The sequence below is a fragment of the Streptoalloteichus hindustanus genome (assembly GCF_900129375.1).
GTDB classification, from domain to species: Bacteria; Actinomycetota; Actinomycetes; order Mycobacteriales; family Pseudonocardiaceae; genus Streptoalloteichus; species Streptoalloteichus hindustanus.
Map to the genome: position 1 here is coordinate 611,815 of NZ_FQVN01000001.1, position 20,512 is coordinate 632,326.

14 protein-coding genes and 1 pseudogene are annotated in these 20,512 nt (G+C 74.2%); 9 read left to right on the plus strand and 6 right to left on the minus strand.

Annotation, left to right across the window (positions count from 1 at the left end; genetic code table 11):
• Positions 1 to 202: 202 nt before the first annotated feature.
• The 3 genes from macS to BUE43_RS02975 are packed head-to-tail and all read left to right on the plus strand — an operon-like array spanning position 203 to position 2,663.
• Positions 203 to 1,375: a MacS family sensor histidine kinase gene (gene macS, locus BUE43_RS02965; protein ID WP_143173913.1), complete on the plus strand. Its 1,173-nt coding sequence runs from the start codon at positions 203 to 205 to the stop codon at positions 1,373 to 1,375.
• Complete coding sequence (locus BUE43_RS02970; RefSeq protein WP_073479735.1) at positions 1,372 to 2,040, plus strand: response regulator; 669 nt, start codon at positions 1,372 to 1,374, stop codon at positions 2,038 to 2,040. The genes macS and BUE43_RS02970 overlap by 4 nt, the downstream gene beginning before the upstream one ends.
• On the plus strand, positions 2,040 to 2,663 hold the full coding sequence (locus BUE43_RS02975; protein ID WP_073479736.1) for a DUF1707 SHOCT-like domain-containing protein: 624 nt from the start codon (positions 2,040 to 2,042) through the stop codon (positions 2,661 to 2,663). Before BUE43_RS02970 ends, BUE43_RS02975 begins: the two co-directional genes overlap by 1 nt.
• Positions 2,664 to 2,864: 201 nt before the next feature.
• On the opposite strand, the gene BUE43_RS02980 is transcribed toward BUE43_RS02975, so the two are convergent.
• Complete coding sequence (locus tag BUE43_RS02980) at positions 2,865 to 4,508, minus strand: putative PEP-binding protein (protein ID WP_073479737.1); 1,644 nt, start codon at positions 4,506 to 4,508, stop codon at positions 2,865 to 2,867.
• A gap of 484 nt (positions 4,509 to 4,992) precedes the next feature.
• Between BUE43_RS02980 and BUE43_RS35885 the strand changes: the two are divergent.
• Positions 4,993 to 5,136 (plus strand): annotated as a pseudogene (locus BUE43_RS35885) (hypothetical protein); the annotation flags it as partial.
• Positions 5,137 to 5,358: 222 nt separating this feature from the next.
• On the opposite strand, the gene BUE43_RS02985 reads toward BUE43_RS35885, so the two are convergent.
• Positions 5,359 to 7,536: an MMPL family transporter gene (locus BUE43_RS02985; protein WP_073479738.1), complete on the minus strand. Its 2,178-nt coding sequence runs from the start codon at positions 7,534 to 7,536 to the stop codon at positions 5,359 to 5,361.
• A 147-nt stretch (positions 7,537 to 7,683) separates the two neighbouring features.
• Here BUE43_RS02985 and BUE43_RS02990 point away from each other — a divergent pair, with 147 nt between their 5' ends.
• On the plus strand, positions 7,684 to 8,490 hold the full coding sequence (locus BUE43_RS02990; protein WP_073479739.1) for a TetR/AcrR family transcriptional regulator: 807 nt from the start codon (positions 7,684 to 7,686) through the stop codon (positions 8,488 to 8,490).
• Positions 8,491 to 8,622: 132 nt separating this feature from the next.
• Here the strand turns inward: BUE43_RS02990 and leuS are convergent, their stop codons facing one another.
• Both leuS and BUE43_RS03000 read right to left on the minus strand, forming a co-directional pair.
• A complete protein-coding gene (gene leuS, locus BUE43_RS02995; RefSeq protein ID WP_073479740.1) occupies positions 8,623 to 11,496 on the minus strand; it encodes a leucine--tRNA ligase in 2,874 nt (957 codons plus the stop codon).
• A gap of 183 nt (positions 11,497 to 11,679) precedes the next feature.
• Positions 11,680 to 12,828: an esterase-like activity of phytase family protein gene (locus tag BUE43_RS03000; protein ID WP_073480228.1), complete on the minus strand. Its 1,149-nt coding sequence runs from the start codon at positions 12,826 to 12,828 to the stop codon at positions 11,680 to 11,682.
• A 66-nt stretch (positions 12,829 to 12,894) separates the two neighbouring features.
• On the opposite strand from BUE43_RS03000, the gene BUE43_RS03005 reads away from it, so the two are divergent.
• A complete protein-coding gene (locus tag BUE43_RS03005; protein ID WP_083959350.1) occupies positions 12,895 to 13,341 on the plus strand; it encodes an SdpI family protein in 447 nt (148 codons plus the stop codon).
• 84 nt (positions 13,342 to 13,425) lie between these two features.
• Here the strand turns inward: BUE43_RS03005 and BUE43_RS03010 are convergent, their stop codons facing one another.
• A complete protein-coding gene (locus BUE43_RS03010) occupies positions 13,426 to 13,998 on the minus strand; it encodes a YqgE/AlgH family protein (RefSeq protein ID WP_073479741.1) in 573 nt (190 codons plus the stop codon).
• A 406-nt stretch (positions 13,999 to 14,404) separates the two neighbouring features.
• Here BUE43_RS03010 and BUE43_RS03015 point away from each other — a divergent pair, with 406 nt between their 5' ends.
• On the plus strand, positions 14,405 to 15,721 hold the full coding sequence (locus tag BUE43_RS03015; protein ID WP_083959256.1) for an MFS transporter: 1,317 nt from the start codon (positions 14,405 to 14,407) through the stop codon (positions 15,719 to 15,721).
• A 351-nt stretch (positions 15,722 to 16,072) separates the two neighbouring features.
• On the opposite strand, the gene BUE43_RS03020 is transcribed toward BUE43_RS03015, so the two are convergent.
• Complete coding sequence (locus BUE43_RS03020) at positions 16,073 to 17,647, minus strand: CCA tRNA nucleotidyltransferase (protein ID WP_083959257.1); 1,575 nt, start codon at positions 17,645 to 17,647, stop codon at positions 16,073 to 16,075.
• Positions 17,648 to 17,663: 16 nt separating this feature from the next.
• On the opposite strand from BUE43_RS03020, the gene BUE43_RS03025 reads away from it, so the two are divergent.
• Positions 17,664 to 18,161: an NUDIX hydrolase gene (locus BUE43_RS03025; protein WP_073480231.1), complete on the plus strand. Its 498-nt coding sequence runs from the start codon at positions 17,664 to 17,666 to the stop codon at positions 18,159 to 18,161.
• A complete protein-coding gene (locus BUE43_RS03030) occupies positions 18,158 to 20,422 on the plus strand; it encodes a DUF6049 family protein (protein ID WP_073479743.1) in 2,265 nt (754 codons plus the stop codon). The genes BUE43_RS03025 and BUE43_RS03030 overlap by 4 nt, the downstream gene beginning before the upstream one ends.
• Positions 20,423 to 20,512 lie beyond the last annotated feature (90 nt).

Here is a 20,512-nt window from a genome sequence, read left to right on the forward strand (position 1 = left end):
CCCCGACCGGGAGTGACACGTCGAGGCCGCGGCCCGGGGTGTCCACCTCGCCCGCTCGGCGCCGCCCCACGCCGGTGCCGGTCGGCGGCGTCCTCGAACCCGGCCAGGGTGGCACACCGACGGCGGGCAGAAGAAGCCGGCGACCGGGGGTTAGCCGGCGGTGCGGAGCCGGGCAGGATGGACGACCGGGGAGGAGCGAACCGTGCAGGCAGGCTCATCCGGTGCGGGCAGCCGCATCATCAAGGACAACACCGCCCCGCTCTGGCGCGGCGCGGTGACGCTGCGGATCGTCACGTTCCTGTTCGCGGTGGGCGTGTTCTCCGTGCACAGGGACGGGTACGAGCGACCGTGGCTGGGCTGGGCCGTCATCGCGGCCGTCGCGGTGTGGACCGCGCTGACCGTCTACTGGTTCAGCCGGGACCGGGGCCGGCGCCGGCTCCTCGTCGGGATCGATGTGATGCTCACCACAGCACTGGTGGTCGCGTCCCACTTCGTCCTCAGCGCGGAGCAGCTGACCAGGCCGGTGCCCCTGGTGCCGACGATCTGGGCGTCCGGCTGCGTGGTGTTCGCGGCCGTCCACTGGGGACGCGGCGCGGGGGCGGCCACCGGCGCCGTGGTGACGGTGTGCAGCATCTGGGCGCGCGGCTACTTCAACACCGACATGGCCAGGGACGCGGTGCTGCTGGTCGGCATCGGGTTCGTCGTGGGCCTGGCCTCCACCACCGCCCGCCACTCCGGCGCGCAGCTGGAACGGGCGTTGCGGGCGGAGGCGGCGACCAAGGAGCGCGAGCGGTTGGCCCGCGCGGTGCACGACAGCGTGCTCCAGGTGCTGGCCAGGGTGCGCCGGCGCGGGGCGGAGCTGGGCGGCGAGGCCGCCGAGCTGGCGCGGATGGCCGGCGAGCAGGAGATCGCGCTGCGCTCGCTGGTCGCCGCCGCACCCCAGGAGTCCACAGTGGACGGAGAGGTGGACCTGCGGCCGGAGCTGCAACTGCTGACCACGCCCAGGTTCCAGGTCTCGGTCCCGGCGACGCAGGTGATGCTGCCGGCCACGACCGCGGCCGAGCTGTCCTCCGTCGCCAGGGAGGCGCTGTCCAACGTGGACAAGCACGCCGGACCCGAGGCCGGCGCGTGGGTGCTGTTGGAAGATCTCGGGGACGAGGTGGTGCTCAGCGTGCGGGACGACGGACCGGGGATTCCGGACGGACGGCTCGCCGCGGCGGAGAACGAGGGCCGAATGGGGGTGGCCCACTCCATCCGCGGCCGGGTCGAGGAACTCGGCGGAAGCCTGTCGCTGCACACCGCTCCGGGTGAGGGGACCGAATGGGAGGTTCGGGTGCCGCGAAGACGGACCCGGCGCAAGGGGGTCGGGCGATGACGAACGAGCACGTGTCCGTGATGGTGGTCGACGACCACCCGATGTGGCGGGACGGGGTGGCGCGGGACCTCACCGAACGCGGGTTCCGGGTGCTGGCCACGGCGGGGGACAGCGAGTCGGCGCAACGCATCGCGCGCGCCGTCCGGCCGGACGTGGTGTTGATGGACCTGAACCTCAACGGGTCCTCCGGCGTGGACGCGACCCGGTGGATCACCACCGAGCTGCCGGCCACCAGGGTGCTCGTGCTGTCGGCCAGCGGCGAGCACAGCGACGTGCTGGAGGCCGTCAAGGCCGGCGCGTCGGGCTACCTGGTGAAGTCGGCGTCGGTGGCGGAGCTGGTCGACGCCGTGCAGCGGACGGCAGCCGGGGACGCGGTGTTCACCGCGGGGCTGGCCGGGCTGGTTCTCGGCGAGTACCGGAGGATGGCGGCGGCGCCGGACTCCGTGGAGCCGGCGCCCCAGCTCACCGAGCGGGAGACCGAGGTGCTCCGCCTGGTCGCCAAGGGGCTGACCGCGCGGCAGATCGCGACCCGCCTGGTGATCTCGCACCGCACCGTGGAGAACCACGTGCAGTCCACGCTGCGCAAGCTCCAGCTGCACAACCGGGTCGAGCTCGCCCGCTACGCGATCGAGCACGGCCTGGACACCGACCCGGAGGAAGTGTGATGACCACGCCGGCACCGGTTCCGCCCCGCGACCTGCGGGTCAGCGACGCGGAACGGGCACACGTCGTCGACCTGCTCCAGCGGGCGACCGGCCGCGGCCTGCTGGACCTCACCGAGTTCACCCGCCGCACCGACCTGGCCGTGGCCGCGCGCACCCGCGGCGAGCTGAACGCGCTGCTGGTCGACCTGCCCGGCCTGGTCAACCGCGAGCTCGACGCCAGGGAGACGCTGGAGCTGACGCACACCGCGAGCGCCCTCACCCGCACCGGGGCCTGGGTGGTGCCCCGCCGGCTGGTGCTGCACGGCCGGATGGGGTCCAGCACGCTGGACTTCACCTCGGCCGTCATCCCGCACCCGGTGGTGACCGTCGAGCTGAGCTACGTCGCCGCGTCGGCGACCCTGGTCCTGCCGCCGGGCGCGACGGTGGACGCCACCGAGCTGTCGGTCGTGGCGGGCAGCGTGAAGGACGCGGGCGGGTCGGGGCAGCCGACGGGCACGCCCCACTTCGTCCTGCGCGGCCACGTCCGGGCCGGCTCGGTGGTCGTCACCCGGCCCCGCACGCTGCTGCGCCTCGGCCCGGTGACGATCCAGCACCCCTGGAAGGTCGTCTGGTCGCCCGGCTGAGGCCGGGCGCGACCGCGACCGGCCGCCGGCCCGGCCCGGCGAACTCGGGCCGGCGAACGGGGAAGGCCGCCTCTCCGCCAGGTCGGCGGGGAGGCGGCCTTCGGGTTTCCGTCGAGTGTGTGTGGGATCGACGGAGAACCTGGTGACGCCGGGTCGTCGGCGTCGGTTCCGCCGGCCGGGACCGGGGGTGTCCCCCCGGTCTCAGCCGAGCACGGCCCGGACGGCGGTGCGGGCCGTGCCCCGGTCTCCGGCGGCCGTGGCGGCCCTGGCGGCGTCCTGGCACTGGTCGAGGCTGGTCGCCGCGAGCCGGGCGCCCACCCTGGGCAGGGCGGCGGCGTTCATCGACAGGCTGGTCGCGCCCAAACCGACGAGCACGCAGGCCAACGCCGGGTCGGCCGCGGCCTCGCCGCAGACGCCCATCGGCCGGCCCAGCTCGGTCGCCGCCGCGCCGACCAGCGCGACCAGCCGCAACAACGCCGGCTGCCACGGGTCGTTGAGCTCGGCCACCCCGCCCACCTGGCGGTCGGCCGCGAACACGTACTGTGCGAGGTCGTTGGTGCCCAGGCTGACGAAGTCGACCGCGGCCAGCACCTCGCGGGCGCTCAGCGCCGCGGCCGGCACCTCGATCATCACGCCGACCCTGGCCACGCCGGCCGCGCGGGCGCGGTCGGCGAACCAGGCGGCCTCCTCGGCGGTGGACACCATCGGCGCCATCACCGAGACGTCCGCGCCGGAGTCCTCGGCCGCCGCCGCGACGGCCTCCAGCTGGCGGTCCAGCACGCCGACGGCGGCGCGGGACAGCCGCAGGCCGCGCACGCCCAGCGCGGGGTTCGGCTCGACCTCGGTGTTCAGGAACGCCAGCGGCTTGTCGGCGCCGGCGTCCAGGGTGCGCACCACGACCGGTCGGCCGGCGAACGGGGCCAGCACCTCGGCGTAGGCGACGCGCTGCGCCGCGACCGAGGGCTCGGCGGTGGCGGACAGGTAGCAGAACTCGGTGCGGAACAGGCCGACGCCCTCGGCGCCGGCGGCGGCGCCCGCCGCGGCGTCCTCGGCCGACCCCACGTTGGCCAGCAGCTTCACCCGGCGGCCGTCGGAGGTCCGGCCCTCGCCGGACCACGTGGGCTCGTCCCCGGCGGTCGCGGCGAGCACCGCCACCGGCCCGGCAACGACCTCCACGGTCCCGGCCTCCCCGTCGACGACCAGGCCGTCGACGGCGTCGAGGGCGAGCAGGCCGCGGCAGGCCACGACGGCGGGGATGCCCAGCGCCCTGGCGAGGATGGCGGTGTGGCTGGTCGGCCCGCCCTCCTCGGTGACCAGCGCGAGGACCTTGGCCGGGTCCAGGCCGGCGGTGTCGGCGGGGGCCAGGTCGCGGGCCACCAGCACGCTCGGGCCGGTCAGCTCGGGCACGCCGGGCGGGGTCAGGCCGAGCAGCTCGGCCACCAGCCGGTCCCGGACGTCGTGCACGTCGCGCACGCGCTCGGCGAGGTAGCCACCGGCGGCCTCCAACGCCGTGGCGAACCCGGCGGCGGCCTCGTGCACGGCGCGCGCCGCGGGCAGCGCGCGGGCGGCGACCAGCTGCTCGGACTGGGCGATCAGCGCCGGGTCGGCGGCCATGGCGGCGGTGGTCTCCAGCACGGCCCTGGCCTCGCCGTCGGCGGCGGCCGCGCGTTCGCGGAGCCGCTCGGCGACGAGCTCGGCGGCGGGGCGGATCCGGGCGGCCTCGGCGGCCTGGTCGGCGGGGGCCGGGGTGGCCGGCGGCTCTGGAAGCGGCTCGGCGACCCGGACCACCGGGCCCGACGCCCGCCCCGGGCTGACTCCGACACCGCTCAGACGCGTGCCTGACATGGTCTAGACCATACCTCCCCGCGGCCCGCTCCCCACGATCCTACGACTGTGTGACCTGAGTTACTCCCCGCGTCAGGCGATCGGAGCGGAACCCGGCCCCACCCCGCACGCCGGAAGAGACGAAGGAAGCACCTCCCCGGCCCTTCGGCCGCTGACAGGGCACGCGGCACCGTCGGCGATCCGGCTGGCACCAAACCCACCAAGCGGTGCACGCGGCCCCGCGAGCCCACACGGCCGACCCAGGGCGGGCATCGACGAAACCCTGCGGCCGAACATCGCCTGATCGGGTTGGTCACCCCCGAGGTTGACCCTCGCGCGACGTGAGGTCCTGACGTCGCCCCACGAGCGGGAACGAGCGCCGGTGGAGTGCCTGAGAGCTGCCCAGGGCGACCGGGACGAGGTCGGGGCGCCGCACCACGCCGACGAGATCGGCTTCCAGCTTGGTGAAGCCGAGTGAACGGGCCTAGTCGAAACACACCGCCGTTACACCTCCGCGGAAGTGCGGCGCCTCTACCGGGTACGAGCCCTGCGGGTCATGGGGATCCCGCTGGAGAAAATCCGGCGGCGCTGGCCCTGGCCCGCTGCTGGGCCGAGTTGGTCCGGGTGTTCCACGGCGTTGACCAGGTGACCGCGCAGGCGGTCTGAGCGCTGGGGGCGGAACAGGGGGAGCGGATGCGGGCCGGCCCAGGGTGGCCCGTCCCCGGAGCTGTCCGACTGCGTCCGGGCGAGCCAGCGGGCTGACGAGTTCGAGTGCGAGCCGGGCCGCCGGCTGGGGCGCCGGCCGGACCGCGCTGGTTGGGCGGAACGGGACGGGGGCCCGTGCGCACGGCACGAGCCCCCGTTCCGCCGGTCACCGCACCGGCTGGGGTTCCCGCGCCGGCTTCTCGTCGGGCAGGTCGTCGCCCTCGTGCACGCCGACCCGCTGCTGCAACCGGCGCAACGGCCCGGGCGCCCACCAGGTGGCCCTGCCGAGCAGCTTGATCACCGCCGGCACCAGCAGCATCCGTACCACCGTGGCGTCCAGCGCGAGCGCCAGGATCATGCCGACCCCGACGAACCGCATCATCGCGACCTCGGAGAAGGCGAACGCCCCGGTGACGATGATGAGCAGCAACGCCGCCGCGCTGATCATCCGGCCGGTGCGGGCCAGCCCGGTGCTGATCGCCTCCTCGGTGGTCGCGCCCTGACCGCGCGCCTCGACCATCCTGGACAGCAGGAAGGTCTCGTAGTCCGTGGACAGGCCGAACACCACGGCGGCCATCAGCACGACGATCCCCGCCTCCAGCGGCCCCGGGGTGACCCCGAGCAGCGACGCCCCGTGCCCGTCCTGGAAGACCCAGACCAGCACACCGAACGTGGCCGACAGGCTGAGCGCGCTCATCACCACGGCCTTGATCGGCAGCAGCACCGAGCCGAACGCGAGGAACATCAGCACCAGGGTGGCCACGACCAGCAGCCCCGCCATCAGCGGCAGCCGGTCGGCGATCGCGTCCAGGCTGTCGCTGACCCGCGCGGTGAGCCCGCCCACCAGGACCTGGGTGTCCGGCGGCTCCGACAGGTCGCGGACCGCCCGCAGGGCGTCCTTGGCCTGGTCGCCGAGCGGGTCGCCGGGCAGGCTCGCGGTGAGCACCACGACGTCGCCGCCGGCGCCGGTCGGCCGCACCCCGGTCACGCCGGGGACGCGCTCCACCTCCGCGACGAACCGCTGCACGGTCGCCTGGTCCGGAGCCGCGCCGTTCCGGCCGCGCAGCACGATCTGGGCGCCGTCGTTGCCGGCGCCAGGGAAGTCGCGGTTCACGACCTCGACCGCCTGCCGCACCGGGTCGTGGGACGGCAGCACCTTCTCGGTGACCTCGCCGAACTTCACCGACAGGAACGGCGCGCCGAGGAACACCAGCACGGCCACGATCGGCAGGGCCACCAGCACCGGTCGGCGCATCACGCCCCTGGCCAGGCGGGCCCAGCCCCGGCCCTCCCCGGCGTCGGTCGCCGGCGGCCGCCGGCGCCGCCACGGCAGGCCGACGGCATCCACCTTCGGCCCCAGCAGGGCGAGCACGGCGGGCAGGAGGGTGAGCGACACCAGGGCGGCGATCGCGACCGCCGCCATGCCGCCGTAGGCGACTGAGCGCAGGAAGGCCTGCGGGAAGAGCAGGAGGCCGGCCAGGGCGACGACCAGCAGGGTGGCCGAGAAGGCGACCGTGCGGCCGGAGGTGCCCACGGTCCTGCGGACCGCCTCCGCCGTGCTCCGCCCCGCCGCCAGCTCCTCGCGGAACCGGCCGACGGTGAACAGGCCGTAGTCGATGGCCAGGCCGAGGCCCAGCAGGGTCGCGACGTTGACCGCGAACGAGTTGACGTCGACGAACGAGGTGAGCGCCCGGAGCACGCCGAGCGAGCCGAGGATCGCCAGGCCGCCGACCACCACCGGCAGCGACGCGGCCACCAGGCCGCCGAAGATGACCACGAGCAGCAGCAGGGTGACCGGGAGCGAGATCACCTCGGCCCGGGTCAGGTCGGACTCGGACCGGCTGTTGACCGCCGCGGCCATGGGCGCGACGCCACCGACCTGGGTGGTCACCCCGTCGACCGACAGCCTGTCCGCGATCTTCTTGTAGTCGCGCTGCCGGGCGGAGTCGTCACCGGCGGCGAGCGTGATGACCGCGAGGCCCCTGCGGTGCTCGGCGTCGGCCAGGGTGGGCGCGCCGGTGTTCCAGTAGGACACGACCTTGTGGACGACGTCCTTGGGCAGGGCGTCGAGCGAGGCGCGGATCCGGTCGGCGACGGCCGGGTCGTCGATCCCGCCGGCCTGCGGCGTGTAGACCACCACCACGTCGCCGCTCTGCCGGCCGAGCTGCTCGGCGACGGCGTTGGCGGCCCGCGCGGCCTCGCTGCCCGGGTCGTCGTAGCCGCCCTGGCTCAGCCGGCCGAAGACGCCGAACCCCCACAGGCCGCCGAGCGCCGCGAGCACGACGACGACCACGAGCACCGGCCACCGTCTTCGGTGGACAATCGAGCCCCACTTCGCGAACACGTTGGTCCTCCTGGTCGCTGGTCGGGTGGGACGGACCCGGGTTACGTTGGGTGAAGATCAGTAAACGCTGTCAACTGTGTGAACACCGTTCACCCCGACCCGAATCTAGAAAGGGTGAACGATGTTCACAACCCCAAGGGGTGAGGTATGACCGAGGCCACACGCCGGGAGCGACTGCGCGCCGACACGGAGCGGGACATCCGGGCGACCGCCCGTGCCCTGCTCGTGGGACAGGGACGTGACTCCGTCACCCTGCGTGCCATCGCCCGGGAGCTCGGGATCACCGCGCCCGCCCTGTACCGCTACTACGACTCCCGCGAGGCGCTGCTGCGCGCGGTGTGCGAGGACATCTGCGCCGACCTCGACGCGGAGCTGACGCCCGCGATCCGCGACGTGCCCAGCGACGACCCGCTGGGCCGGGTCTTCGCGGTCTGCCGGGCCTTCCGCCGCTGGGCGCTGGCGCACCCCCAGGAGTTCGAGCTGGTCTTCGCCTCGCCCGAGGAGGAGTCGGTGGGGCTGGGCCGAACCGAACCGGGCCGAACCGAACCGGGCCGAGCCGAACCGGGCCGAGCGGAACGGGGTCGGCGCCCGGCCCAGGACCGGTTCGGCAGCGTGTTCATCCACGTGATCGGGCACGTGCTGGTCGCGCCGGAGGCGTTCGTCCCGACCTCCGAGGACGTGCCGGCCGAGCTGCACGACGACCTGGTCACCTACCGGCAGCGGCTGCTGGAGTCACTGGCCGAGGTCGGCGTCACCGTGCCGGCCGAGCTGCTCCAGCTCGACGGCGTGTACTTCATCCTCAAGTGGTGGGTGCGGCTCTACGGACACATCGCGCTGGAGGTCTTCGACCGCTTCCCGTTCCCGCTGCGCGACGCCGAGCCCCTCTTCGAGCGCATGCTCACCGAGCTCGCCGTCGAGTCGGGCTTCCCGAACCCAGCCGCGAACGACGGCTGACGCCCCACCCCCACCGGTCGCTCGGGCGCTGGTCAGGGCGCGGTCCTGCCACCTCCCGGCGGGCGGAGACCATGCGCGAAAAGGCGGGGTCGGCGCTCGAACAGCGCCGGCCCCGCCTCTGCTCGTCCCGGCTCAGGCCACGACGTTGACCAGGCGACCGGGCACCACGATCACCTTGCGCGGCTCCCTGCCCTCCAGCAACGCGACGATCTTCTCGTCGGCCAGGGCCGCCGCCCGGACCTCGTCCTGGGTCGCCGCCGCCGGCACCGCCACCCGCGAGCGCACCTTGCCGTTGACCTGGATCGGGTACTCGACCGTGTCCTCCACCAGGTACCGCTCGTCGGCCTCCGGGAACGGCCCGTGGGTCAGCGACTCGGCGTGCCCCAGCCGCTCCCACAGCTCCTCGGCCACGTGCGGGCACAGCGGCGCCAGCATGAGCACCAGCGGCTCGGCCAGCGCGCGCGGCGTGCCCTCCCGCGAGCTGTACGTCTTGGTGACGTGGTTGTTCAGCTCGATGAGCTTCGCGGCCGCGGTGTTGTAGCGCAGGTTGTCGTAGTCCTCGCGGACCCCGGCGATGGCCTTGTGCAGCACCCGCAGCGCCTCGTCGTCGGGCTGCTCGTCGGTGACCCGCAGCTCGCCGGTCCGCTCGTCGACCAGGTTGCGCCACAGCCGCTGCAGGAAGCGGTGCGGGCCCACCACGTCCCGGGTGGACCACGGCCGCGACGCCTCCAGCGGCCCCATGGACATCTCGTAGAGCCGGAACGTGTCGGCCCCGTAGCGAGCGCACATCTCGTCCGGGGTGACGACGTTCTTCAGGCTCTTGCCCATCTTGCCGTACTCGCGGTCGACCTCCTGGCCCTGCCAGAAGAACCGCCCGTCGCGCTCCTCCACCTCCTCCGCGGGGACGTACGCGCCCCGCGCATCGGTGTAGGCGTACGCCTGGACGTACCCCTGGTTGACCAGCCGGCGGAACGGCTCCTCGGAGCTGACGTGGCCCAGGTCGTACAGCACCTTGTGCCAGAACCGGGCGTAGAGCAGGTGCAGCACGGCGTGCTCCACACCGCCGACGTACAGGTCGACGCCGCCCGGGTCGTCCGGGCCGTGCAGCTCGGGCTTCTTGCCCAGCCAGTACCGCTCCAGCTCCGGCGCGCAGAACTCCTGGTCGTTGTGCGGGTCCAGGTAGCGCAGGTAGTACCAGCACGAGCCGGCCCAGTTGGGCATCGTGTTGGTCTCCCTGCGGTACCGCCGGGGCCCGTCGCCCAGGTCGAGCTCGACCTCCACCCAGTCGGTGGCGCGGGCCAGCGGGGGCGCCGGCTCGCTGTCGGCGTCCTCGGGCTCGAACGTCCGCGGGGAGTAGTCGTCGATGTCGGGCAGCACCACCGGGAGCTGGTCCTCGGGCAGCGCCACCGGCGTGCCGTCCTCGTCGTAGACGACCGGGAACGGCTCGCCCCAGTACCGCTGCCGGGAGAACAGCCAGTCCCGCAGCTTGTACTGGACCGCGCCCTCGCCGTGCCCGTGCTCCTCCAGCCAGCTCGTGACCGCCTTCTTGGCCTCCTCGACGCCCATGCCGTCCAGGAAGCCGGAGTTGGTCAGCGGGCCCTCGCCGGTGTGGGCCTCGCCGTCGAAGCCCTCCGGCGCGGTCACGACGCGCACGACCGGCAGCCCGAAGGCGGAGGCGAAGTCCCAGTCGCGCTGGTCGTGGCCGGGCACGGCCATGATCGCGCCGGTGCCGTAGCCCATCAGCACGTAGTCGGCGACGAACACCGGCATGCGGGCGCCGCTGGCCGGGTTGGTGGCGTAGGCGCCGGTGAACACACCGGTCTTCTCCCGGCTCTCCTGCCGGTCCATCTCCGACTTCGTCGACACGGCCCGGCGGTAGCCGGCGACCGCCTCCCGCGGGGTGGCGGCGCCGTCGGTCCAGCGCACGTCCACGCCGGCCGGCCACTCGGCGGTCACGAGCTGGTCGACCAGCGGGTGCTCCGGCGCCAGCACCAGGTAGGTGGCGCCGAAGAGGGTGTCCGGGCGGGTCGTGAAGACCTCGACGCCCGCCTCCCCGCCGGTGGCGGTGCCCACCGGGAAGCGGACCCGGGCGCCGTACGAGCGGCCGATCCAGTTCCGCTGCATGGCCTTGACCGGTTCCGGCCAGTCCATCCGGTCCAGGTCGTCGACCAGCCGGTCGGCGTAGGCGGTGATCCGCATCATCCACTGCCGCAGGTTGCGGCGGAAGACCGGGAAGTTGCCGCGCTCGCTGCGGCCGTCGGCGGTGACCTCCTCGTTGGCCAGCACGGTGCCCAGCCCCGGGCACCAGTTCACCGGCTCCTCGGACAGGTAGGCCAGCCGGTGCGAGTCGACCAGCCGGCGCCGCTCGTCGGCGGCCAGCTCCGACCACGGCCGGCCGTCCGGGGTGGGCCGCTCGCCGGTCTCGTACCGGCGGACCAGCTCGGCGATCGGCCGGGCGCGGTTCGCCTCGGCGTCGTACCAGGAGTCGTAGATCTTCAGGAAGATCCACTGGGTCCAGCGGTAGTACTCGACGTCGGTGGTGGCGAACGTGCGGCGCGGGTCGTGGGCCAGGCCCAGCTGCCGGAGCTGGGCCCGGTAGCGGGCCATGTTGGTCTCGGTGGTGGTCCTGGGGTGGGTGCCGGTCTGCACCGCGTACTGCTCCGCGGGCAGGCCGAACGCGTCGAAGCCCAGCGCGTGCAGCACGTTGCGGCCGGTCATGCGCTTGTAGCGGCCCAGCACGTCGGTGCCGATGTAGCCCAGGGGGTGGCCGACGTGCAGTCCCGCGCCCGACGGGTACGGGAACATGTCCATCAGGAAGAGCTTCTCGCCGGCCGCCGGGTGCTCCGGGTCGGCGAGCTCGCCGGACGGGTTCGGGGCGTGGAAGGTGCCCCGCTCGTCCCAGAGGTCCTGCCACCGCCGCTCGACGCGGGCGGCCAGCTCCGCCGTGTAGCGGAAGGCCGGCACCTCCTCCTGGGCCTGGCCGTTCTGGGCCACGTCCGTGCTCATCGCTCGTCCTCCCGGTTCCGTCCCGCCCCCTGACAACAACAAACCCCCCAGCCCGTGGAGGGGCATGAGGGGTCGCCGCGCGGACCTTCTCGCGGGTCAGCGCGGCCAGGTAAGAAGGAGGCGGGCCGTGCTCACGCCGTCGAGGATAGCGCGCGCACGACCCGCCCCGCCCGGGTGTCGCCGCTACCGGACCGCGACCGCGATCACCTGGCTGACCTGGGACGCCGCGAAGTTGTCGTCGCTGACCAGCATCAGGACGCGCTCCCCGGTGGGCAGCGTCGGCCCCCACGCCATGCCCTCCACGTTGTCCACAGTGGACAGAGGGAGGTCGGCGAGGTCGAGCACCAGGCGCTTGTGGACCGGGCGGAACCCGCCGTCGGCCAGCGACGCCCGGCCCAGGACGTCGGTCGCGCCCCGCACGTCGACCTCGTACACCCGCACCCGGTTGCCCACGCCGGTGACGAACGACCGCTCCATCACCAGGTAGCGGTGCCGGTCCACCGCGAGCACCTCGACGACGCCGTTGTTGCTGAACGCCCCGGCCGGCTTCGGCTCCGCGAACACCGGCTCGACGGGGTAGGCGAGCTGGCGCACCGCCCGCCCCCGGTACTTGTCGACGAAGGTCAGCCGGGTGGTGGCGCCGGCGCGCGTGGTGGGCTCCGGCCCGTCCTGGAGCAGCGGACCCTCCATCGCGGTCACGAGCTGGCGGCCGTCCGTGCTGATGGCGAGCCCCTCCAGCGCTGCGTTGCGCCTCGGCCCGGTCTGGCCCGCGCTCATCCGCAGGTTGTCCGGCAGCCGCAGCTCCCGGACGTGCGACCCGCTCGGCCGGGCCTGCCGCAGGAACGGGTCGATCAGCGTCGGCGCACCGTCGGCGGGCACGACCCGGTCACCCTCGCTGGTCCAGTAGAGGCTGCCGTCGAACGGGTCGACCCGGATCGCCTCCGGGTCCGGGGTGTCGGCCGCCCTGGGCGGGAAGGTCGTGCCGTCCGGGCGGCGCAGCGGGCGGGTGCCCGTGATCCGGACGTCCCGCAGCCCCCGGGCGTCCACCTGGATCCGCGCGGTGTAGAACCGCGCCGGCTGCCGGTCGGACCGGTCGTCGCTGATCAGGTACCACTCGCCGGTCCACCGGTTGTAGTCCAGCCCGGAGAGGCCGCCGACGGTGGTGCCGCCGACCTCCATCGCGTGGGGCAACGTCTTCTCGCCGAGGAAGCGCACGTGACGCACGGCGGGGGAGCCGGGCGGGCCGAAGGCCTCCGGCTCGGCCGAGGCCACGCCGGCGGTGGTGAGCAGGGCGGTGGCCGCCAGCGCGGTGCACAGGACGCGTCGCAACATGGCGCGCAGCACACCCGATCGGGGTGACGGCGAGGTGGCCGGCGGGTCACGCTTACGCTCGTGGACGTGAACCTCGCAGTTCAGGCCTCCGGCGCCCCGCTCGGTCTGCAGATCGCGTTCTGCGTCGTGCTCCTGGCGCTGGGCGTCGGGCTCGTGCTCATCGGCTCGCGGGGCCTGCGCGGCACCCTGCCGCGCAACCGGTTCGCCGGCGTCCGCACCGAGCCGGCGCTGCGCAGCGAGGACACCTTCCGCCTGGCCAACCGGGTGGCCGGCCTGCCCAACGTGGTGGCCGGCGGCGTCGGCGGGCTGGCCGGCCTGGCCGTCCTCGGCCTGCCGTCCACCGCGAGCGTGCTGGTGGTCGGCCTGGTGGGGCTGGCCGGCGCCTTCGGCCTCGCCGTCGCCGGCAACGTGTTGGGCACCAGGGCCGCGGCCGCGCTGCCCCAGCCGAAGGCGGCCGGGTGCGGCGGTTGCTGCGGCGGCTGCACCGTCAAGCAGTCCCTCTGCGGTAGCTGACCCGCCCGGACCAACACCCAGGTAGCCGACGTCGGCCCGCGCCGCCCGCGTCGGCGCACCAGCGGGGAGGGCCGGCCGCGCCCGTCAGTTCCTGGTGACGTCGATCGGGTGAGTGGCCAACAACGCCAGCGGGAGTCCCTGCCGACGCAGGACCCGTCCCCACAGGTCGATGCCGGGCGGGGTGAGCACGTCGTCCGGCAGCGCGGGCACCACGATCCAGTCGCCGCGCTCGATCTCGTCGGCGAGCTGGTCGGCGCCCCAGCCGGAGTAGCCCGCGAAGACCCGCAACCCCCGCACCTTCGGCGCGAGCTCCTCCGGGTCGCTGTCCAGGTCCACCAGCGCCACCGGCCCGCGCACCCCGATCACGCCGGACACGTCCGCCGCGTCCTGGCCGGTGCGCAGCGCCGCCAGGCACAACGCGGTCTTCTGCTCCACCGGGCCGCCCACGAACACCGCCCGGGGGCGGCTGGCGAACGGCCCCCAGATCGGCAGCACGTCGTGCACCGAGACCTCGCTCGGGCGGTTGAGCACGACCCCGAGCGTGCCCTCACCGCGGTGGTCGATGACGTAGACCACCGTCCGGCGGAAGTTCGGGTCGAGCAGACCGGGCGCGGCCACCAGCAGCGTGCCCGGCTCGACGTCGGCATCGGGTCGCACCGGCCCATGATCCCACCGACCACGCCTGCGACACGGGTCACGCCGCGCTCGGGTCGGAGTGGGGAACACCCGGCCGGCGGGCTACGTTGGTACCCGTGGTCGGTGGCCTCCGTGTCCCCCGGGCCCACAGTAGAAGAGCCTTCGCGGAATACCGTACGGCTGGAGCCGCGTCGCGCCACGCCGCCGAGAGGCGACCGGGTCACCGACCACCGCTGGCCGGGCCGAAAGGCCCGGCCAGTCGTGTCTCCGGGGCCGGAACGCCCTGCCCGGCGCCCCAGCGGCGGTCGTCGTCCCGCGCGCCCCGCTCGCGCCCCGCGCCCGCCTCGCCCGGTGATCCTTTCTCCGGTCGACCAACCGCCGGGAAATCCGGCCCGACCGGGGCCTCCCACCCGTAGGCTGGGGCCTCGTGACGACCGCCGCCGGTTCGGCGACCAGCCCCGCCAGGAAGGTGGGAGCGCGTCGGCTGTTCGCCGGCGGCGGCTTCCGCCGGCTGCTGCTCTCCCGCCTCACCGCCCAGTGGGGCGACGGCGTCTTCCAGGCCGGCCTCGGCGGCGCGGTGCTGTTCAACCCGGAACGACAGGCCGACCCGGCCGCGGTCGCCGCCGGCCTCGCCGTGCTGCTGCTCCCGTACTCGGTGATCGGGCCGTTCGCCGGGGCGTTGCTCGACCGCTGGGACCGGAGACGGGTGCTCGTCGCGGCGAACCTGCTGCGCGGCGCGCTCGTCGTGCTGACCGTCGTCGCGGTCGGCACCGGCATGGAGGGCGTGCCGCTCTACGCCGGGGCCCTGCTCGTCATGGGGGTGAGCCGCTTCGTCGGCGCCGGGTTGTCCGCCTCGCTGCCGCACGTCGTCGACCGGGACCACCTCGTGGAGGCCAACGCGCTGGCCGCCACCCTGGGCGCCGTCGCCGCGGCGGTGGGCGGCGCGTGCGCGATCGGGCTGCGCGGTGTCGTCGGCGCGGACAACGCGGGCTCGGCCGTGGTCACCGCCGTGGCGGTGGTGGGGTCGGCGGTCGCGGCGCTCGTCGCGGCCGGGTTCGCCCGAGGCCAGCTCGGCCCCGACGAGTTCGACGAACCGGCGCAGACCATGGTGGCCGTCGCCCACGGCCTCGGCGACGGCGCCCGCGCGGTGGCCAGGACCCCGTCCGTCGCGGCCGGCTTCGTCGCGTTGATGGCCCACCGGCTGGTGTTCGGCGCCTCGACGCTCGCCGGCGTGCTGCTCATGCGGTACGCGTTCGGCGACGACGGCCTCTTCCGCTCGGGGATGGCCGGTGTGGGGCAGGCGGTCGCCGCGGGCGCGGCCGGGATGCTGGTCGCCGCCGTCGTCACCGCGCCCCTGGTGAACAGGTTCGGCCGCCGGGCCACGATCACCGCCGCGCTGCTCACGGCGGCGACCGCGCAGCTCTGCGTGGGACTGGTCCTGTCGCTGCCGACGGTCGTGGTGGTGACGTTCTTCATCGCCGGCGGCGGCCAGGTGGTGAAGCTCTGCGTCGACGCGGCCGTGCAGCAGGACGTGGGCGACGAGGTCCGAGGCCGGGTGTTCGCGCTTTACGACACGCTCTTCAACAGCATGTACGTGTTGGCCATTTCGCTGACCGCCATCGTGCTGCCGCAGAACGGTTACGCGCCCGGCCTTCTCGTCGCCGTGGCATCGGTCTACCTCATCGGCATGGTCGGTTATCTCGCGATGGACCGCCGCTCCGGCGCCTCCCGCCACCGGCCGTGACAGCGCGTTTCACGAGCTGCTCGCCCCACCCGACCGGAAGAGCCAGCGACCCCGCCTGACCAGCGCCTTCCCCCTCTTCCACACCCCTCAGGACAGCCCCCACCCGCCCTGGGGGGCGAGCCCCGCTCCAGCCTATCGACCACGAAAAGGCCGGCGAAAGTCCCGCCCGCCAGCCTGTGGACAACTCAGGCCGGCATCACCCGACCATCGGGTTCATTCACTCCTTGGCACAACCGGAGCCAAACCCTGTGGACAACTATTCGCCACGAGGCTCCGATAATGCTATAAGCCCGAACCCGACGGCCGCGAAAAGCAAATCGCGAGAAACACCCGCGCCGGTGAGGACCCCGCTCAGGCCTGCTCGGGCACGTCGACACCCTGCTCCCGCGCCCACCGGAACAGCTCGGCCACGGCCTCGTCGTGCTCCAGCGGCCCCCGGTCCAGGCGCAGCTCCTTGAGGTGCTTCCACGCCCGGCCCACCAGCGGCCCCGGCGGCAGCCCGAGCAACCGCATGATCTCGTTGCCGTCGAGGTCCGGCCGCACCCGGCGCAGGTCCTCCTCGTCGGACAACCGCGCGATGCGCGTCTCCAGGTCGTCGTAGGTGCGCTGCAACGCCTGCGCCTTGCGCCGGTTGCGCGTGGTGCAGTCGGCCCGCACGAGCTTGTGCAGCCGCGACACCAGCGGTCCCGCGTCGGTGACGTAGCGGCGCACGGCGGAGTCGGTCCACTGGCCCGTGCCGTAGCCGTGGAACCGCAGGTGCAGGTACACCAGCTTCGCGACGTCCTCGGTGATCTCCTTCGAGAACCGCAGCGCCTTCAGCCGCTTGCGCACCATCTTCGCGCCCACCACCTCATGGTGGTGGAAGCTCACCCCGCCGCCCGACTCGAAGCGGCGGGTCGCCGGCTTGCCGATGTCGTGCAACAACGCCGCCAGCCGCAGCACCAGGTCCGGCTCGGCGTCCGGGTCGTCCCGCTTCTCCAGCGCGATCGCCTGGTCGAGCACCACGAGCGAGTGGTGGTAGACGTCCTTGTGCTGGTGGTGCTCGTCGATCTCCAGCCGCATCGCCGGCACCTCGGGCAGCACGTGGTCGGCCAGCCCGGTGTCCACGAGCAGCTCGATGCCCTTCCTGGGGTGCGCGCCGCACACCAGCTTGGTCAGCTCCGCCTGGACGCGCTCCGCCGTGATGCGGTTGATCTCCTCGGCCATCGCGGTCATCGCCGCCACGACCCTGGGCGCCGGCTCGAACCCGAGCTGCGACACGAACCGCGCGGCCCGCAGCATCCGGAGCGGGTCGTCGGCGAAGGACTCCTCGGGGGTGGCCGGGGTGTCCAGCACCCGGTCGACCAGCGCCTCCATGCCGTCGTGCGGGTCGACGAACCGGCGCTCCGGCAGCTCGACGGCCATGGCGTTGACGGTGAAGTCCCGCCGCACCAGGTCGCCCTCGATGCTGTCCCCGAAGGTGACCTCCGGGTTGCGGCTCGCCCGGTCGTAGACGTCCGCGCGGAACGTGGTGATCTCCAGCGTGGCGCCGCGCTTGGTCGCCCCGACCGTGCCGAACGCGATGCCGGTGTCCCAGACCGCCTCGGCCCAGCCGGCCAGCACGCGCTGCACCTGCTCGGGCCGGGCGTCGGTGGTGAAGTCGAGGTCGGTTCCGAGCCGACCGAGCAACGCGTCCCGCACGCTGCCGCCCACCAGGAACAGCCGGTGCCCCGCCGCGACGAACCGCTCCGCGAGCTCGTCCGCGACTGGTGCGATCCGGAGCAGCTCCAGCACGGCGTTGCGCTGGGCCTTGCCGCGGTGCACCGGCACCGGGCGCGCGGCGGAGTTGCTCGGCTGGGCGGAGTTGGTCGGCGGCACGGAGGACCAGGGTACTTGCCGCAGCTCACCTCGCCCGCGTGCGGAGGCGGACGCCGGCACCCTCCGCATCACTACCATCACAACCATGCCCCCGTCGTCCGGCCGTTCCGGCGGTAGCAAGCCGGGGCGCCGGAGCAGGCGCCGGGGTCGCCGGCTGCGGACCGTCGACGAGACCTCCGCCGGCGGGCTGGTGTTGGACAACGGGCGGCGCAACGCCGCGGTCATCGGCCGGCTGGACCGGCGCGGTCGACTGCTGTGGTCGCTGCCCAAGGGCCACATCGAGCCCGGCGAGACCGCGGAGCAGGCCGCCGTGCGCGAGGTGGCCGAGGAGACGGGCATCGAGGGCCGTGTGCTGACCCCGCTGGGCACGATCGACTACTGGTTCGTCGCCGACGACCGACGGGTGCACAAGACGGTGCACCACTTCCTGCTGGAAGCGGTGGGCGGCGAGCTTTCCGACGAGGACGTGGAGGTCACCGAGGTGGCGTGGGTGCCGCTTGGTGAGTTGGACGAGCTGCTCGCCTACGCCGACGAGCGCAGGCTGGTGCGCCGGGCGGCCGAGCTGCTGGCGGAGCAGGCGTGAGCGGGCGGGTTCCCTGGCGGCTGTGGGCCGCGCTGCTCACCGGTGTCGTCGCCGTCCTGACCACGCCGTTCGCCTGGCCGGCGGACGCGCAGCCCGGCAGGGGGGACGATCCGGCGCACGCGGTGCGGGTGGACGTGACCTCGCTGAGCCCGCAAGTGGTCACGGGGAACGGCCCGAACAAGGTGACCGTCACCGGACGGGTCACCAACACGAGCGCGCGGCGGATCGAGAACATCGAGGTCAAGGTGCAGCGCGGCGAGGGGCTGCGGACGACCGACCAGCTCCGCGACGCGTTGCACGGGTCGGGCAACTTCGGCTACATCGTGCCCGCCCCGCACCAGGTCGCCGAGGGGGTGGACCCGGGGCAGAGCGTGACCTTCACGCTGGAGACGAAGCTCCGGCCGATCGCCTCGGACTCGTTGCGGGTGAACGAGCCGGGCGTGTACCCGGTGGCGGTCGTGGTCAGCGGACGCCCGCAGCGCGGCAACTCGGCCAACCTGGACGAGGCCCGCACGCTGCTGCCGGTGACCGGCCTGCCCGACGGCGGCCCGAACGCGTCCGCCGACCGGCCGGCGCCCCTGACGATGATGTGGCCGCTGGTCGACCGGCCCAGGGTCGTGGACACCGCCGACGACGGCCGGGCCGTGCTGGGCGACGACGAGCTCGCGACCTCGCTCGCCGCCGGCGGTCGGCTGTCCGACCTGGTGCAGGCGGTCGAGCTGGAGGCGCAGGCGGGCTCCCCCCTCGCCGCCGCGCTGTGCCTCGCGGTCGACCCCGACCTGCTGGCGACCGTCGAGGCGATGACCAGGGGCTACCTGGTGCGCCGGGACGGGACCGCCGAGGTCGAGGGCGGCGGCGGGAACGCGGCGAAGAGCTGGCTGGGGCGGGTCAGGGAGATCGCCAAGGGGCGCTGCGTGCTGGCGCTGCCCACCGCCGACGCCGACGTCGTCGCCCTGTCCCGCGCCGGGTTGTCCGAGGCGACCGGCAGGGCCGTCACCGAGGGCGCCCGGACCGTGAAGGACGTCCTGGGCGTGGAACCGGTGCCCAGGACCGTGTGGCCGCACAGCGGCGTGCTCGACGAGCGCGCCATGGCCGACCTCGCCGCGGCGGGCACGCAGAGCGTGTTGCTGGAGCCGCGCGGCCTGCAGGGCGGCCCCGCCAACGCGGCCCCCGTCCGGGTGGCCACGGGCCAGAACCCGGGTGGACAGGCCCAGACCCCGGTCGCCCTCCGGGTCGAACCGCTGTTCGGCGCCGCGCTGGACCCGGTGGCCCGGGGCGCCGGCGAGGGCGGGCAGGCGGCGACCGCCGCCCAGAACGCCCTGGGTGTCCTGGTGCACCGGACGACGGTGAGCCGACCGGACGGCCCGCTCCTGCTCGCGCCGCCCCGCAGGTGGGCCCTGCCGGTGGACGCCCTGCGCTCCCTGCTGCAGACCGCGCGGTCCCTCGTCACGGGCAGGCTCGCCGAGGCGGCCGGGCTGGCCCAGCTCGCCGCCGCGCCCCCGGGCGCGGGCGCGGTCCCGCTGGCCTATCCCGTCGACGCCGGCGCCCAGGAGATCCCGCCCACCGTGACCGCGCGCCTGTCCGAGGTCAACAACCAGGTCCGGGACCTGCTCTCGGCGATGAAGCCGGACCCGGCCAACAACAACTACCAGCCGAGCAACCTGGTCAACCCCGTCCAGCTCGGCGTCCTCCGCGCGGCGTCCACGGCGTGGCGCGGCACTCCGGCGCTGGCCGAGCGGTGGACGGCGGCCACGGTCGCCCAGCTCGCCGACCTCCGGGACGGCGTGAAGGTCCTGGGCCAGGCCACCCCGTACACGCTGGCCTCCTCCGACAGCCCGCTGCCGCTGACGATCGCCAACACGCTGCCCGTCACCGTGCACGTCCAGATCAACATCCTCAGCGCCACCGGCCTGCGCACGCAGAAGCTGGAGGTCCAGCAGGTGTCGGCCCGGACCAGCCGGTCCCTGCGCATCCCCACCGAGGTGCAGCGCTCCGGGCAGTTCTACATCGACGTCTCGGTGTCAACTCCGGGTGGCACACCTCTCGGTCAGACCACCAGACTCCGCGTCACCTCCAGCGCGTACGGCACCATCACCACGGCCATCACCGCCGGAGCGGCGGTCCTGCTGGTCGCGTTGGTCGCCCGCCGGCTCGTCCGCCGCGTGCGGGCGGCGCGCGCCGGCGCCACCACGGACCAGGGTGTTCCGGTGGCACACGGAACGACCGGGCGGTCCGGGGACGAAGGGGCGAGCGAGAGCTGATGCACGGGCGACAGGTGGGTCCGACAGGTCCGTACCGCCCGTCGGGGCCGACCGGTCCCGACGGCGCGTCGGCGCCTCGTCGGCCGGGGC

What these genes read in the sequence shown, in the direction of transcription:
- BUE43_RS03000 (WP_073480228.1), bottom strand. Translation starts at nt 12,828, where the DNA reads ATGTTGCGACGCGTCCTGTGCACCGCGCTGGCGGCCACCGCCCTGCTC.
- leuS (WP_073479740.1), bottom strand. Translation starts at nt 11,496, where the DNA reads ATGAGCACGGACGTGGCCCAGAACGGCCAGGCCCAGGAGGAGGTGCCG.
- BUE43_RS02990 (WP_073479739.1), top strand. Translation starts at nt 7,684, where the DNA reads ATGACCGAGGCCACACGCCGGGAGCGACTGCGCGCCGACACGGAGCGG.
- BUE43_RS02975 (WP_073479736.1), top strand. Translation starts at nt 2,040, where the DNA reads ATGACCACGCCGGCACCGGTTCCGCCCCGCGACCTGCGGGTCAGCGAC.
- BUE43_RS03020 (WP_083959257.1), bottom strand. Translation starts at nt 17,647, where the DNA reads ATGCGGAGGGTGCCGGCGTCCGCCTCCGCACGCGGGCGAGGTGAGCTG.
- BUE43_RS02980 (WP_073479737.1), bottom strand. Translation starts at nt 4,508, where the DNA reads ATGTCAGGCACGCGTCTGAGCGGTGTCGGAGTCAGCCCGGGGCGGGCG.
- BUE43_RS03025 (WP_073480231.1), top strand. Translation starts at nt 17,664, where the DNA reads ATGCCCCCGTCGTCCGGCCGTTCCGGCGGTAGCAAGCCGGGGCGCCGG.
- BUE43_RS02970 (WP_073479735.1), top strand. Translation starts at nt 1,372, where the DNA reads ATGACGAACGAGCACGTGTCCGTGATGGTGGTCGACGACCACCCGATG.